This window comes from Streptomyces sp. NPDC104581 (assembly GCF_055583685.1).
Map to the genome: position 1 here is coordinate 1 of NZ_JBVJNN010000013.1, position 14,892 is coordinate 14,892.

The 14,892-nt window shown below is 70.9% G+C and carries 13 protein-coding genes; all 13 read right to left on the bottom strand.

Features of this window, described 5'->3' with window-relative positions; translation table 11 throughout:
- Nucleotides 1-171 precede the first annotated feature (171 nt).
- Nucleotides 172-2,361, bottom strand: a complete 2,190-nt coding sequence (locus ACZ61E_RS13195) for a glycoside hydrolase family 99 protein (RefSeq protein WP_469699747.1) — start codon at nucleotides 2,359-2,361, stop codon at nucleotides 172-174.
- A complete protein-coding gene (locus ACZ61E_RS13200) occupies nucleotides 2,358-4,877 on the bottom strand; it encodes a PQQ-dependent sugar dehydrogenase (RefSeq protein WP_469699748.1) in 2,520 nt (839 codons plus the stop codon). The genes ACZ61E_RS13195 and ACZ61E_RS13200 overlap by 4 nt, the downstream gene beginning before the upstream one ends.
- Nucleotides 4,878-5,368: 491 nt before the next feature.
- Nucleotides 5,369-6,202, bottom strand: a complete 834-nt coding sequence (locus ACZ61E_RS13205; protein WP_469699749.1) for an ATP-grasp domain-containing protein — start codon at nucleotides 6,200-6,202, stop codon at nucleotides 5,369-5,371.
- Nucleotides 6,203-6,345: 143 nt separating this feature from the next.
- Nucleotides 6,346-8,361 (bottom strand): ABC transporter permease, encoded by a 2,016-nt coding sequence (locus tag ACZ61E_RS13210; RefSeq protein ID WP_469699750.1) that lies wholly within the window; start codon nucleotides 8,359-8,361, stop codon nucleotides 6,346-6,348.
- A 114-nt stretch (nucleotides 8,362-8,475) separates the two neighbouring features.
- On the bottom strand, nucleotides 8,476-9,294 hold the full coding sequence (gene modA, locus ACZ61E_RS13215; RefSeq protein WP_469699751.1) for a molybdate ABC transporter substrate-binding protein: 819 nt from the start codon (nucleotides 9,292-9,294) through the stop codon (nucleotides 8,476-8,478).
- 56 nt (nucleotides 9,295-9,350) lie between these two features.
- The gene (locus tag ACZ61E_RS13220; RefSeq protein WP_469699752.1) at nucleotides 9,351-9,746 is read right to left on the bottom strand and encodes a TOBE domain-containing protein; all 396 of its coding nucleotides are present in this window, start codon (nucleotides 9,744-9,746) and stop codon (nucleotides 9,351-9,353) included.
- 186 nt (nucleotides 9,747-9,932) lie between these two features.
- Complete coding sequence (locus ACZ61E_RS13225) at nucleotides 9,933-11,165, bottom strand: glutaminase (RefSeq protein WP_469699753.1); 1,233 nt, start codon at nucleotides 11,163-11,165, stop codon at nucleotides 9,933-9,935.
- Between the two features lie 105 nt (nucleotides 11,166-11,270).
- Complete coding sequence (locus ACZ61E_RS13230; RefSeq protein ID WP_469699754.1) at nucleotides 11,271-11,672, bottom strand: nuclear transport factor 2 family protein; 402 nt, start codon at nucleotides 11,670-11,672, stop codon at nucleotides 11,271-11,273.
- 110 nt (nucleotides 11,673-11,782) lie between these two features.
- Nucleotides 11,783-12,622, bottom strand: a complete 840-nt coding sequence (locus ACZ61E_RS13235) for an alpha/beta fold hydrolase (RefSeq protein WP_469699755.1) — start codon at nucleotides 12,620-12,622, stop codon at nucleotides 11,783-11,785.
- Between the two features lie 4 nt (nucleotides 12,623-12,626).
- A complete protein-coding gene (locus tag ACZ61E_RS13240; protein ID WP_469699756.1) occupies nucleotides 12,627-12,929 on the bottom strand; it encodes a (4Fe-4S)-binding protein in 303 nt (100 codons plus the stop codon).
- A 30-nt stretch (nucleotides 12,930-12,959) separates the two neighbouring features.
- Nucleotides 12,960-13,268 carry a GNAT family N-acetyltransferase gene (locus ACZ61E_RS13245; RefSeq protein WP_469699757.1) on the bottom strand — a complete coding sequence of 103 codons (309 nt, stop codon included), beginning with the start codon at nucleotides 13,266-13,268 and terminating at the stop codon, nucleotides 12,960-12,962.
- A gap of 141 nt (nucleotides 13,269-13,409) precedes the next feature.
- The gene (locus tag ACZ61E_RS13250) at nucleotides 13,410-14,066 is read right to left on the bottom strand and encodes a hydrolase (RefSeq protein ID WP_469699758.1); all 657 of its coding nucleotides are present in this window, start codon (nucleotides 14,064-14,066) and stop codon (nucleotides 13,410-13,412) included.
- A 337-nt stretch (nucleotides 14,067-14,403) separates the two neighbouring features.
- A complete protein-coding gene (locus tag ACZ61E_RS13255) occupies nucleotides 14,404-14,871 on the bottom strand; it encodes a MarR family winged helix-turn-helix transcriptional regulator (RefSeq protein ID WP_469699759.1) in 468 nt (155 codons plus the stop codon).
- Nucleotides 14,872-14,892: the final 21 nt, after the last annotated feature.

Sequence of the window (14,892 nt, forward strand, 5' to 3'; positions counted from 1 at the left end):
GGGGGGGTCCTGACTGGGAGCCTACCGAGAAGGGGGGCCCGGAAACAACCAGTGGGTTGCCCGGGGGGGAACCGGAACAAGGGGGGGGGGGCGGGGCGGGGGTGCCCCCCCCCCCCCCCCCCGCTGCTTCATCGCCCGCACCGGGGTGACCGCACCCGGCACGGGCCGCTGTCACCGCAGCCTGGCCGCTCGCGCGGCCTCGAACCGGTCCACCCAGTGCCGCGTCCGGTCGAGATACGCCGTCTCGGCCTCGGCCCCGGTCTTCCCGTAGGCGCCGGAGAAGGTCTGGTAGCCGTGACCGGCCGGCGGGTTGCCCGACGCGGGTTCGATCGAGCTTCCCTCGTGCCATTCGTTGAAGGAGGTGACGGACACCCAGGTGGGTGATCCGCCGATGGCCGGGTCGAGCGCGTTGTTCCACTGCTTGTCGTACGCGGCGCCGTTGTCCCTGCCCAGGGTGGGCGTGGTGTTGCCGGGTACGGCGCGGTCGTCGATGTAGCCGGGTGCCACCGAAGGCGCCCAGACCAGATCGTTGGCCCGCGCGTAGTCCCCGGCGTTCTTCCAGCCGGGAGCGGTGGCGCCGGCGATGCCGTCGTAGGTGTAGATGCCGTTGAAGTGCTCGATCTTGGAGGTGTCGGTGGTCTGGGCCAGGACGATGTTGTTCCCGGTCACCTGGTCCAGCGCCGACCAGTCGGGCACGTCGAGGCTCTGGAAGACGTAGAAGGCGTTGCTGTTGTTCCGCTCCGCGTCCCTGAAGTACGCGGGGTGGTCGCCGTAGGTGTCGTTGATGTAGTTGATGTCGTCGACGGTCGACGCGCCGCTGCGGCCGCTGTAGGGCTCCAGGTGCCAGGCGACCTTGATGCCGTGACGCTGGGCCGCGTCCAGTACGCCGCCGGCCAGGCCGTCCTCGTAACTGCCCTGGCCCCACCAGCTGTAGACCAGGACGTTGGCGCCCGACTGCTTGATCCACTCCATGTGCTGTTCGACGGCGCCGGTGAAGTCACCGGAGTCGTACGCGCCGAGCTTCGGGTAGAGGTCGGCGCCGATGTCCTCGGGCGGGTTCTGGCCGCCCTGCTGCCAGTGCCGCCAGCTGCCGTTGATCTCGGGGCTGCCGTACCAGGGGTAGTAGAAGAGGTGCACGTTCGACGAGCCCTCGGCCCTGGGCTCCTCGGCGGCGCGGGAGAGGGTGAAGCTGTCGATGTCGAACAGCGCGCCCGCTCCCCCGGTGAAGCGCAGGAACAGCGCGCCCGTCCCGGTGGCGGTCAGCGTCGTGGAGACCTCGGTGAAGGTCTCCCAGCCGCCGGTCGGCTCGATGTCGACCGACCCGAGGAGCGTGCCGGTGGCCGATCCCGAGCGGATCTCGACGGTGCCGCCCGCGCCCGCCGACGAGACGTCGGCGGTGAACTTCGTGGCGCCGGCCGTCTCGACCTGGGAGTACCCGGCCCAGTCACCGTGCTCGATGTGGCCGAGGGTCCGGCCGCCGCTCGCCGGGCCGTGGCTCGCGCGCTCGACGCCGGAGCCCGAGGTGTACGCCTCGCCCTCCACGGTCGTGGGCTCCGGACCCGGGTCCTGTCCGCCGTCCGGTGAACAGTCGGCGTCGACCGCGCCGGCCGCGTACTGGATGCCGCCGAGCAGTACCTGCCGGAAGGCGGGATCGGCGTACGACTCCCGGGTGTGGCCGAGCCCGGTGTAGAAGGACCGGCCCGCGGCCTGCTCGTCGCACCAGGTGATCGGGTGGTCGTCGCCCATCTCCCCACCGCTGTAGGTGGATTCGTCCAGGCTCTGGAGCACGCGCACGTCATCGCGCGGATTGGTGCGGTAGTTGTACCACTCGTCGGTCCTGGTCCACGTCGGGTCCAGGTGCGAGGTGGCGGGGTGGCTGCGGTCCTCGTTCTCCAGCGTCGCCTGCTGGATCGCGGGGTGGCTCTTGAACCAGGCGCCGACCAGCCCCTCGTACTCGGGCCATTCGTACTCGGTGTCGGCCGCCGCGTGGACGCCGACATAGCCGCCGCCCCCGTCGACGTACGACTTCAGCGCCGCCTGCTGCGCGTCGTCGAGCACGTCGCCGGTGGTGCTGAGGAAGACGACCGCCTCGTAGTTCGCGAGGTTGGCCGTGGTGAAGGCGCCGCTGTCCTCGGTCGCCGTGACGGTGAACTCGTTGGCCTCGCCGAGGTCCCGGACCGTCTCGATGCCGACCGGGATCGAATCGTGCCGGAAGCCCGCCGTCTTGGAGAAGACGAGCACCTCGTAAGGATCGGCCGCGGGTTCGGCGGAGGCACCGGTGGGCGCCAGGAAGGCGGCGCCGAGCGCGACGGCCAGTGCGCAGGACACGTGCCGCGCACGCCGGGCGATGCGCTGTCTCATCGTCCCTCTCCCTTCACGGAGTCGGCCGCCCCGGCACCCCGGCCGGCCTTGGCCGCCGCACCCGTGGTGAAGGTGAAGGCGTCCAGGTCGAAGAGGTTGCCCTGCCCCGTCGGGCCCGTGAAGACGAGGAACAACTCCGTTGTCCCGCCGGGGGCGTCGGTGATGTCGGTCGTGACGTCCTCGAAGTTCTCCCAGCCGCCGGTCGGGGCGACCGCCACCGAGCCGAGCAGTGTCCCGGTCGCCGACCCGGCCCGTATTTCGAGCGTGCCGCCGACGCCGCCGGAGGCGACGCGCGCCGAGAAGCCGGTCGCGTTGTCCACCGCGTACGGCTTGAAGGAGACCCAGTCGCCGTTGTCGGTGAAGCCGACCGTGGCGCCGCCCTCGGCGTTGCCGTGGGCCGCCACCTCGATGCCGGACTGGGCGCCGAAGTGCTCGCCCTGCCGGTGCCGCGGCTGGAGGATGCTGTCGCTGTGCGTGGTCAGTCCGCCGGCGTCGGTGTACTCGGCGTCGAAGACCCCGTAGATGTTGGCGGCGGTGTCGTGCTCACCGTCGACGGGGACGTCGATGGTGCCGGTGCAGCCGTTCTTCGAGGTGATCTGGTGCCGGTGCTCGTCGTGGCCCAGCAGATACGTCACCTTGACCTTGGCGCAGTCGATGGTGCCGTCCTCGGGGTCGGTGACCGTCACGCTGAACGGGACGCTGTCACCCCAGGAGAAGAGTTCGCCGTCGGTGGGTGTCGTCAGTGTGACGGTGGGCGCGGTGTTGCCGGCCGTCACCACGAGGCTGGCGGAGCCGGTCAGGCCCTCCGGGTCGGTGACCGTGAGGGTGGGCCGGTAGGTGCCCGCCTCGGTGTAGGTGTGGCTCGGGTCGGCGTCGGTGGACTGCGTACCGTCGCCGAAGTCCCAGGCGTAGCTGAGCGCTCCGCCCTCGGGATCGGCGCTTCCCTCGGAGGAGAAGGAGACCGCGAGCGGTGTCGGTCCGGAGGTCTTGTCGGCGGCGGCCTTGGCGACCGGGCTGCGGTTGCTGCCGGCCAGGTACTCGACCCGGTACAGGGCCTGGTTGTTGGAGCCGGTGCCGTAGTCCAGCACGTACAGCGCCCCGTCGGGGCCGAACGCCTGGTCCATCACCTGGGTGCCCGTCCACGGGAAGTTCTCGATGACGCCGGGGGAACCGTCGGCCTTGACCTCGATGGCCTTGATCCACTTGCGGCCGTACTCACCGGCGAAGAAGCGGCCGTCGAGCGACTCGGGGAACTTCACGGCGGAGTCGAGACCGGCGTCGTAGTTGTAGACCGGTCCGCCCATGGGTGATTCGGAGCCGCTGCCGAACTCGGGCGGGGAGCCCTCGTCACCGGAGTAGCGGATCCAGGCGGCCTCGGCCGGCGGGAGTTCGCTGCGGCCGGTGTTGTGGAGGGAGTTGTTGGTGGCGCCGCCCGCGCAGTCGTACTTGCCGGCGGAGGGGCCGTCGGGGAACGCCCACTCGCCGTACGTCTCCGTGGCGGAGTTGGAGCCGGTGCAGTACGGCCAGCCGAAGTTGCCCGGTCCGGTGATGCGGTTGAACTCGACCTGGCCGCTGGGGCCCCGGTCGGCGCTCGTGGAGCCGGAGTCGGGGCCGTAGTCGCCGAGGTAGACGATGCCGGTGGCCTTGTCGACGGACATCCGGAACGGGTTGCGGAAGCCCATCGCGTAGATCTCGGGACGCGTCTGCGCCGTGCCCGGGGCGAAGAGGTTGCCGGACGGCACGGTGTAGCCGCCGTCGGCCGTGGGCTTGATCCGCAGCACCTTGCCGCGCAGGTCGTTGGTGTTGCCCGAGGAGCGCTGGGCGTCGAACTGCGGGTTGCGGTCGGCGCGTTCGTCGATCGGCGAGTAGCCGGCCGACTCGAAGGGGTTCGTGTCGTCGCCGGTGGTCAGATAGAGGTTGCCCTGCGCGTCGAAGTCGATGTCACCGCCGACGTGGCAGCACTGGCCGCGGTCGTTGGGGACTTCGAGCACGACCTTCTCGCTCGCGGTGTCGAGGGTGCCGTCGGCCTTGAGGGTGAAGCGGGAGAGGTTCAGATGCCCCTTCCACGGCTCGAAGTCGGCGGCGCTGCCGGTCACCGGGGCGTCGCCGCCCGGCGTGTCGAGCTTGGGCGAGTAGTAGAGGTACAGATACCGGTTGGTCGCGAAGTCCGGGTCCGCCGCGACTCCCTGGAGACCTTCCTCGTCGTGCGTGTAGACGTCGAGCTTGCCCGATGTCCTGGTGTTGCCGGCGGCGTCCGTGAGGCGGACCGTTCCGTCCCTCGCGGTGTGCACGACCGAGCGGTCGGGCAGGACGGCCAGCGACATGGCCTCGCCCAGTTCGGAACCACCGAGGGCGAGTTGTACCTGCTGGTAGTCCGATGCCGGGATGTCGGCGGCTTCGTGCTCCGGGTGGCCGGGGTGCGCGACGGCCGCGGGAGCGGCGGTGAGCCCGGCGGAGAGCACGAGGGCGAGCGCCGCGAAGATCCTGGACCACGCTGGTGGGCGTCGTCGTGACATGAAGTTCCCTTCCTGACCAGAGGTGGGGTGAGTCAGGCAAGGCGCGCGCCGTCGCGCTTTGCTGCCGTGCGGGGGGTGGGACTGGTGCGGGGGGTGGTGGCCGGGGGTGCGGGGATGACGCGGTTCGGTACGCGGGGTATGCCGTGCGTGCGGATGCCGTGCGTTCGACCGGGAGCCGTGTCCGCAGTCCGGGCGAGTTGCATGCTGGCAACGCCGAATTAATTTGTCAAGGTCGTGTCAAAATTGCCGTCGAGCGTCCCGGCGGAGTCCCGCGTACGCGCGTGGGACCCGACTCGCCCCGCGTAGACCGGCCTTGGCCTGCCCCGTTCCCCGACCGCTCCCGATATCCGACGCACCGGCAACTGCGCATGTTTCGGACAGTGTTGTGTGACTGAACAAATTCACCGAGGTTACGGAAACACCGCCGTGACGCACGACGGCGCCGCCCTCGGGCCGGCGAGGCCGGGTCCGCGGGAGTGGGGCGGGGAGGTTCAGCTCAGCAGCGCCCGCAGCGAGGCCGACGTCCGCGCGATGAAGGCGTCACGGGTGGGCTCGTCCAGCAGGCCCAGCGACAGGAAGGGGTTCAGGTCCTCCAGCTCCACCAGCAGCAGTTCGCCGTCCGGCGCCCGGCACGCGTCGACGCGCTGGATGCCGTGGTCGAGGGTGTTCCAGTCGATGAACCTCCGGGCGAAGTCCAGGTCCACGGCCTTCGCCTCGTACGGGACGAGCTCCCACCGCCGGTCCGGGTCGGGGGCGTGGAGCGCGTACTGGAAGTCGTGGTCGACGAAGTAGAAGGAGACCTCGTAACGGAACGGGATACGGGGCTGCACCAGGGCGTCCCGGAGCTCCCCGAGTTCGGGGAGCCGGTCGCGTGGCACGAGACGCATGCCGATGGAGTCCGCCCCGTCCTTCGGTTTGACGACGTATTCGTCCGCGTCCGGCAGCAGGCCCAGATCCTCGGTCCTGTCGACGGTGGGGATGACGGGCAGCCCCTCGGCGCTCAGCTCCACCAGGTACTGCTTGCCCGCCATGTCCCCGCGCCCGGTGAGCGGGTTGTAGACGCGCACACCGTCCGCCGCGGCCTGCTCGCGGAAGGCGTCGTAGACCTCGCGGTAGTGCAGCACGGGGCCGCTGTTGCGTACGACGACGGCGTCGAAGCCGCCCATGAGCCGGGCGGCGTCGGCCGGATGGCAGGTGGCGACGGTGAAGTCGCGCCGCAGCCGGGCGGAGAACAGGATGTCCTCGTCGCAGTAGCGGCGGCCCTTCGCCTCGTAGGCGAAATCGGTGACGTAGAGGATGCGCGGGTGCGGGGCGGCGGCGGACATCGTGCTCCTGGTGGCGACGGGGGTGCCCGCAGGCTACGCGGCGCGGACACCGGGCCGGCGGGCCGGTACGGCCTTCGGGGCGATCCGGTCGATCGGGGGCACGGGCCCCACCGGGCCGCCGGGCCGCACGGCCCCGTGGCGGTTCACAGCGCCACCACGGTCGCCTCGGTCGCCTTCACGCTCGTCCAGACCGGCACCCCGTCGGCCAGTCCGAGTTCGACGGCCGCCTGCGGGGTGATCTCGGCGACCAGGTCCGGGGCCCGCTCCGAGGTGATCAGTACCCGCAGCCGGCTGCCGCTGGCGGTGATCTCGCGTACGGTGCCCGGCCAGACGTTACGGGGGCTGCCGCCCGGCCGGTCGCGGTGCACGGAGACGGCCTCGGGCGCGATGATCGCCAGCGCGCGGGTGCCGGGACTCAGCGGCTCGGCGGCGACCAGCAGCCCACCGCCGCCGAGGGCGAGCCCGTCGGCGGTCGCGGTGCCGGGCCACGCGTTCCTGCCGAGCATCCGCGCCACCCACGGTGAGCGGGGATGGCGGGCGACATCGGCGGGCGGTGCGTCCTGCACGACGCGCCCCTCGTCCAGCACGAGGACGCGGTCGGCCAACGACACCGCCTCCACCGGGTCGTGAGTGACCATCAGACAGACGCCGCCGAAGCCTTCGAGATGGGTGCGCAGGGTGTGCCGGACCCGCGCGCGGGTCGTCTGGTCGAGCGCGGCCAGCGGCTCGTCGAGCAGCAGGAGCCGGGGGCGGGTGGCCAACGCCCTGGCCAGCGCGACCCGTTGGGCCTGCCCGCCGGAGACGTGGGCGGGCTTGCGGTGCGCGAGATGGCCCACGTCGAGGCGGTCGAGCCACAGTTGGGCGGTCCTGCGTGCCTCGGCGCGGGATACGCCATGGGCGCGCGGCCCGTACGCCGTGTTGCCCAGGGCGCTCAGATGCGGGAAGAGCGCGCCGTCCTGGGGCACCCAGGCGACGCCCCTGCGATGCGGCGGGAGCGCGGTGACGTCGAGCGCGCCGAGGCGCAGTTCGGCGTGGGCGCGGGTGGTCAGGCCGAGGAGGGCGCGCAGGAGGGTGGTCTTGCCGGCGCCGTTGGGGCCGACGACGGCGATGGTGGTGCCCGGGTCGGCGTCGAGCACGAGGCGGGTGAAGCCGGTGACGTCGGCGTGCAGCGCCCAGCGTTCGTCGGCGGCCGTCGGCTCCCGCTCCCGGCCGGCGCCCGCCGCTGCCCCCGCCGCTGCCCCCCGTCCAGGCCCCGGCCCCGGTCCCGGTCCCGGTCCCGGTTCGGTGTCGTCGTCCGGCAAAGTGGGCCGTTCCCGGCGCCTGTTCGGGTCGCCCGTGGTGTCGCGCGGGGTGCCGGTCCAGCGCCCGCGCAGCGCGATCAGCACGGCCATGGCGATGACGAGCAGCAGCAGCGAGACGGATGTCGCGGCTTCGGGCGAGTTCTGGAGCAGCAGATAGACCTGGAGCGGCAGCGTCTGGGTGGTGCCGGGCAGATTGCCCGCGAAGGTGATGGTCGCGCCGAACTCGCCGAGCGCCCGCGCCCAGGTCAGCGCGGCCCCGGCGAGCAGCCCGGGGGCGACCATCGGCAGCGTGACGGTGGCGAAGACCCGTACCGGCGAGGCGCCGAGCGAGGCCGCGGTCTCCTCGTAACGGGGGCGCAGTCCGCCGAGCGCGCCTTCGAGGCTGATCACGAGGAACGGCATCGCGACGAACGTCGCCGCCACGACCGCGCCCGAGGTGTGGAAGGGCAGTGTGATGCCGAACGTGTCCTCCAGCCAGGGGCCGAGCAGCCCGCGCCGCCCGAAGGCGAGGAGCAGCGCGACGCCGCCGACGGTGGGCGGCAGCACCATCGGCAGCAGGACCAGGGACCGTACGAACGCCTTGCCGGGGAAGTCGACCCTCGCCAGCAGCCAGGCCAGCGGCACCCCGAGGACGAGGGAGAGCGCGAGGGCCCAGAAGGAGACGAGGAGTGACAGCTCCAGCGCCTCGACGACTCCGGGGCTGGTCAGATGGTCGCCCACCTCCCCCCAGGAGGTCCGGGCGAGGATCCCGGCGAGCGGCAGGAACAGGAAGGCGACCGCGAGGAGCGCGGGGACGGCGAGCGCGACGGGGGTACGGGTACGGCCCGGGGCCCGGCGGGGGAAGCTGAGGCGGCTCATCGGGCTCCTGCGGTTCCTGGCGTCTGCCGCGCGAGGGGAAGACGGCGCGTGACACACGCGAGTTGACGGGTGGCGGAGGTGTCTGCCCGTCAACTCACGTGCTGATCGGCGGGGTTACGGCTGCTGGAAGCCCGCGTCCTGGAGGAGCTTCTGCGCCTCGGGGGTGCTGAGCCACGCGACGAACGCCGCCGCCGCTTCGGCGTGTTCGGACGTCTTGAGCGTGGCGGCCGGGTACTCGGCGACGGCGTTCTGCGCGTCAGGGATCTCGATCGCGTCCACCTTGTCCGTGGCGGTTGCCGCGTCCGTCCGGTACACGATCCCGGCGTCGGCCTCGCCGAGTTCGACCTTGCTGAGGACGGCCCGGACGTTCGGCTCCTGCGAGACCGGCTTGACGTCGATCTTCTGTGCGTCCAGGACCTGTTCGCTGTAGCGGCCGACCGGGACCTCGGGCGCCGCGAGGACGACCTTGAGCCTGGTGTCGGCGAGGTCCTTCAGGTTCCCGATCTTCTCCGGGTTGCCCTCGCCGGTGGCGATGACGAGTCGGTTCCTGGCGATGACGGTCGGTGTCCCGGTGTCGTCCCCCAGACCGTCCATGGTCTTGGTGTCGGCGGTGACCAACGCGTCGGCGGGAGCGCCCTGTTCGACCTGCGCGGCGAGTTCCTGGGAACCGGCGAAGGAGAACGTCACCTTGGTGCCCGGGTTCTCCTTCTCGTACGCGGCGCCCGCCGTCCTGAAGACATCGGTGAGCGACGAGGCGGCGAGAACGGTCAGTTCGGCCCCGGGGGCGCCGGTGGCGGACCCGGTCGGCTTGGCTCCGGCGTCGCTGTCACCGCTGTCACCGCCGCCGCACGCGGTCAGTGGCACGAGCAGGGCCGCGGTGAGCGCCGTGGCGGCGGCGCGGCGTACGGCGGCGGTGCTGAGGGTGAGGGACATGAGGGTCGGGACTCCCTGGAAGGCTCGGCGGAAGGCTGGCAGGAGGGCGGTACGGGTCAGACGCGGTCGATGTGCACGCTGGTCGACTTCACGCGGGCGGTGGCCCGCATGCCGACCTCCAGGCCCAGCTCCTCGACGGCCTCCCTGGTCAGGAGCGAGACCAGCCGGTGCGGGCCGGCCTGGATCTCGACCTGCGCCGCCACGTCGCCGAGCTTGACCGCGGTGACGATGCCCGGGAAGGCGTTGCGGGCGGAGGTGTACGAGACGTCCTCCTCACCGCTGCCGCTCTGGCCGACCTCGATCGAGAACGCGGCGAGGTCGCGGCCGTCGATGAGCCGTCGGCCGCCCTCGTCGCGATGGGTGGCGACACGGCCGGCGTCGGCCCAGCGGCGGGCGGTGTCGGTGCTGACGCCGAGCAGGCGCGCCGCCTGTCCGATTGTGTAGGACTGCATGCGCGGAAAGATAGGCCGCTCCCCTCGCATCTGCAAGGTTTCAGGTCTTCACCCATGGCAGATGCGGTACGCCTCGGAGGAACACACGAAGGCGGTGAGGGGGTGGCGGAAGTGACCGCGAGGGCGGCGGGCCGGCGGGCGGCTCACTCCCGCCGGTGGCGGCCGACGGCATGCGGGAGCGGTCGGTCAGAGGGCGTCCGGGTAGCTGCCGTCTCCCAGATCGGGGTCCGGGAGCACGCCCGAGGGGTCCCGGACGGCGACCCCGCGCCCGTCCAGCCGCAGTCGGCGCAGCCCTTCGAGCGACATGCGGCGGCCGAGATCGGAGAAGGAGTGCACCCTGGTGACGTCCAGAACCACGTCGGCCGGGCCGTCCGAGCCGGCCATCAGGTCCAAGAGCTCCGAGGCCGCGGTGAGTTGGACGTTGCCCCGGAGGGCGAAGGTGACCGTGTCCGGTGTCTCGCTCACGTCGACGGCGTCGAGCCTGCCCTGGTCGGAGGCGAACAGGTGCATCCCCATGTCGCGGGAGAGCCGCTCGAAGGCGCGGCGTCCTCGCTGGCTGTTTCCGTGGGAGTCCAGGCGCGGGGAGAAGGTTCCGATGCCGACCCGGTCGGGCAGGACGCCGACGATGCCGCCGGCGACGCCGCTCTTGGCGGGGATGCCGACACGGGTGAGCCAGTCGCCCGCCGCGTCGTACATCCCGGCCGCTGCCATCACGGCCATGACGTGCCGGGCGACGGCGGGGTCCATGATCCGTTCGCCGGTGACGGGCTGGATACCTCCGGTGGCGAGCGTCGCGGCCATCACGGAGAGGTCCCGGACGCTGACGAGGATCGAGCACTGGCGGGTGTATCCCTCGACGACGGCGGGCACGTCCCCGTCGATGATGCCGTAGGTGCGCAGCATGTAGGCGAGGGCGAGGTTACGGTGCGCGGAGGCGAGCTCCGATGAGCACACGCGCTCGTCGACCCGCAGATCCCGTCCGGCGAGGCGGGAGAAGAACGCCAGGGCACGGTCGACGCGCTCGTCCTGGCCGGCCTCCGCGCCGACCAGGAGCGAATGCGTGGTGATCGCTCCGGCGTTGATCATGGGGTTCTTGGGCCGGTGGGTGCCCCCTTCGAGGGAGAGCTCGTTGAACGCCTCGCCGGACGGCTCGACCCCGACGACGTCCAGGACGCGGTCGAGACCGCGGTCGATGACGGCCGCCGCGTAGGCGAACGGCTTGGAGATCGACTGGATGGAGAACTCCGTGTCGGCGTCGCCCGCGGCGTAGGTGCGGCCGAGCGTCGTGGTCAGCGCCATGCCGAAGGGTTCCGGGTCGGCCTCGGCGAGCTCGGGGATGTAGTCGGCGTTGGCACCGCTGGTGTCGTCACGCAGGCTGTCGAGCACTTCGTCCAGATAGTCGGGCACGGGGGTCTTCATGAGCGGGTTCCTCTGTCACTGGCGGGAGAGGCGTCACGGTCGGCGGGGTGCGTCGCGGCGGCGGGAGGAGCGGAGCCGCCACTCCTCCCCCACGTCGGCACGGGTTCACACCATCGGATGACCGCTGGCGGTTGATTCGGGGAGGGTGAGGTCCTGTACGACGTCCCAGTGTTCGACTATGCGGCCGTTCTCCAGCCGGAAGATGTCGACGATCACCACCGGCCCGGGCCCCCAGCCGTGGACGAGGCTGTGGGTGAAGACGAGGTCGCCCTGGGCCGCCGTACGCTGCGGCTCCCAGGAGAATCCCCGCAGTCCGGGCACCGCGGCGCGCAGCGTGCCGAGGCCGTCGGGCATCCGGGGGCTGTGCTGTGTGTACGGCTCGGCCCAGTAACGGTCCAGCGCGGTGAGGTCCTTCTCGACGAAGAGCTCCCGCATCGCGGTGACCACGATCTCGGTGTTGCGCTCGGCCTGATCGCCCTCGGCGACGGAGCCGGCGTTGTCGGTCATGGTCGTGCCTCCGTGATGGTTTCCAACAGGTTGTACAGGGCGCCGCCCGGTGCCGGGGGCATCCGGTGCGTTCCCGTCGCGTCCGTTCCCCTCGCCGCTTCGGCCGAGTCTCAGCCGAGGAAGGAGCGCAGAGCCGAATTGACCTCGTCCGCGTGCGTCCAGAGCAACCCGTGCGGGGCGCCCTCGATCTCCACGTACCGCGCGTCGGGCAGATCCCGCCGGAAGCGGCGGGCGGTGGCGTCGATGGGCAGGATCTTGTCGGCGGTGCCGTGCAGGATCAGAGCCGGCTTGCCGCTGTCGCGGACCGCCTCGACATCGGCGCGGAAGTCTTCGATCCAGGCGGGAACGACCGCGTGGGCCGCCACGGGGGCACTCGACGTCGCCACGTTCCAGCTCGCGGTGACGGCCTCCTGGCTGATCCGGCTGCCGAGGTTCTCCTCCAGATCGTAGAAGTCGGAGAAGAACTGCGTGTACCAGGCGTACCGATCGCCTTTCGCCGCCGCCTCGATTCCGTCGAAGACATTCCGCGGCACACCCTCGGGATTGTCGTCCCGGGCGACGAGGAAAGGCTCCGGTGAGGCCAGGAACGCCATCTTGGCGACCCTTCCATGGCCGAATCGCGATACGTAACGGGCGACTTCGCCGGTCCCCATCGAGAAGCCCACCAAGGCGACGTCGCGGAGGTCGAGCGCCTCCAGCAGGGTGTTCAGATCCGCGGCGAAGGTGTCGTAGTCGTATCCGGAGTTCACCTTCGACGAATTGCCGAATCCCCGGCGGTCGTAGGTGATGACGCGATGTCCGGCGGCCAGGAGATCGCGCGTCTGGCGCTCCCAGCTGTGACCGTTCAGCGGATATCCATGAATGAGGACGACGGGCCTGCCCTCGCCCTGGTCCTCGTAGTAGAGATCGACCGGTGTGCTGTTCTCATTTCCTACGGTGATGTATCCCATGCGCTCATCCCTCCTGGTCGTCGCGGGCGTCGGGGCCCGGCGAGCCGGATCCCCGCGCGGGCCGGTCCGGGGTTTCCGTCCGGCCGTCCACGAATTCGTACTGAAGGGCACCCGACGGACAGCGGCGCACCACTTCGGCCAGCCGCCCGGCCTCGGCGCCGTCGGGCCGGATCCACGGGCGCCGGCCCGGATCGAAGACCTCCGGCAGGCCGTTCACGCACTCGGCGGCGTGCAAGCACCGCCCGGCCTCGAAGGTCACGGTGATCGACCGGCCCGCGTACGCCTTCTTCACGGTTCCGCCGCTCACGCCTGACCCCGTCCCCGCCGGGCCCGGCCGTCAGTCACTGACGCTGCTGCGGGACTGGTACAGCAGGTCCTGGTACTCGGGGTGCCGGGCGATCCACCCCGCGAAGAACGGGCAGGTGGCCAGCACCCGCAACTTCGCGGCGCGCGCGTCGTCGAGGGCGGCGCGGGCCAGTGCCGCCCCGACTCCCCTGCCCTCGTACTCCGGTGAGACCTCGGTGTGTACGAACGCGACCAGTTCGGCGGTACGGATGTACTCCGCGACGCCCGCGACCTCGGCCTCTCCGTCGACCCGGGCCTCGTACCGCTTGGCTCCGGGAACGTCGACCACTTCCACGGCCATGTGTCCTCCCTCAAGTCCTCCGCGCGAATCTTGTTGAACAGTAACCCAATTCGGTTGACGCATCAACTTGTTGGTCGCGAGCGGGACCCTCCGGGATCGGGCGAACCGGCGACGGTCCGTACCGCCGACGCGGAAGGCGCGTCAGACCTCGCCGCCCACAGGCGTGGCCAGGAGCTGCGTCTCCCAGGCGAAGGCCACACCGCTGGCACCGCCGTGCCGGGCCTGCACCTCGGCGGCGCCCCGCACGGTCTCCTCACGGGCCCAGTCGCGCTGCCACTCACCCAGCACGGCCATCCACGTGATCGGCACGACGCCCGCCTGGACCATGCGCCGCACGGCCATGTCGTGGGCCTCCTTCGAGACACCGCCGGAGGCATCGGTGACGGCGTAGACCTCGAAGCCCTCGCCGGCCGCCTGTATCGCCGGCATCGCCAGACAGATCTCCGTCCAGAGACCGGCGAGGATCAGCTTCTTGCGCCCGGTCGCCTTGACGGCGTCCACGACACGCTCGTCCTGCCAGGTGTTGATGAAGGTCCTGTTGATCGGCTTCTGCTCCGGGAAGACATCCCGAAGCCCCTGGAGGAGAAGGCCGCCGCGCTCCTCCAGAACGGTCGTCAGAATGGTCGGGACGTCGAACACCCTGGCGGCCTTGGCGAGTCCGACAACATTGTTGACGATCATCGTCGGCTCATGGCTGTTCAGATTGGCGAACTGGAACGGCTGGTGGTCGATCAGCACGACCACGCTCTCCTCTGGCGTCAGCAGCGCGTTGAGCCCGGCCTTGTTCTCAGTACTCATGGGATTCCCTTGCTGGAGCTTGGCGTCCACGGGCCTCGGACGGCGCACCGAAATCCTGATGCCGGCCGACCGGCCGACGACCCCGAACCATTTGGTTGACGCATCATCCACATTAGGCATGGACCCTTGACGCGTCAACTAACTCCGCGGAGTGCGGACCTGACGGCGCCTCCGACGATTCCGGGAGGGACGGACCCGGGGAGAGGGCGGGCATCACGAGGCCCGCCATCCGGTCGATCGACGAGCCGGCGGCACCGCCTCACCGTGGCGGTTGATCAGTCAACTGGCCCTGCGCACTCCCGCTCGGGCGTGAAGAAGCGTGCGGCGAGGCGGCCGGTCAGTCGGGCTGCTTCTCCATGTGCGCGAGGACGCGGTTCGAGATCCGGGCGAGCGTGTCGAGTTCCTCTTGGGTGAGGGCGTCGATGAACAACCGGCGAACGTGCTCGACATGCACGGGCGCTGCTTCTTCGATCGCCCTGTAGCCGGCCGGGGTGGCGACGATGAACGCCCCCCGCCCGTCGTCGGGACATTCCTCCCTGGCCACCAGCCCACGCGTCGTCATCCGCCGGACCTGGTGGGACATACGGCTCTTCTCCCACTCCACCAGCTTGGCCAGGTCCAGGAAACGCATCCGCCCGCCGCCTCGTTCGGTGAGGCTCACCAGCACGATGTAGTCGGAGGCGGACATCCGGGAGTCGGCCTGGACCAGTCGGGAGAGCCGCCCGATGAGCGTCTCCTGCATGCGGATGAAACTGTCCCAGGCGGCCTTCTGCTCCGTGGTCAGCCAGCGAGGCGTTGCGTTCATCGATGGAGTCTAACGACAACG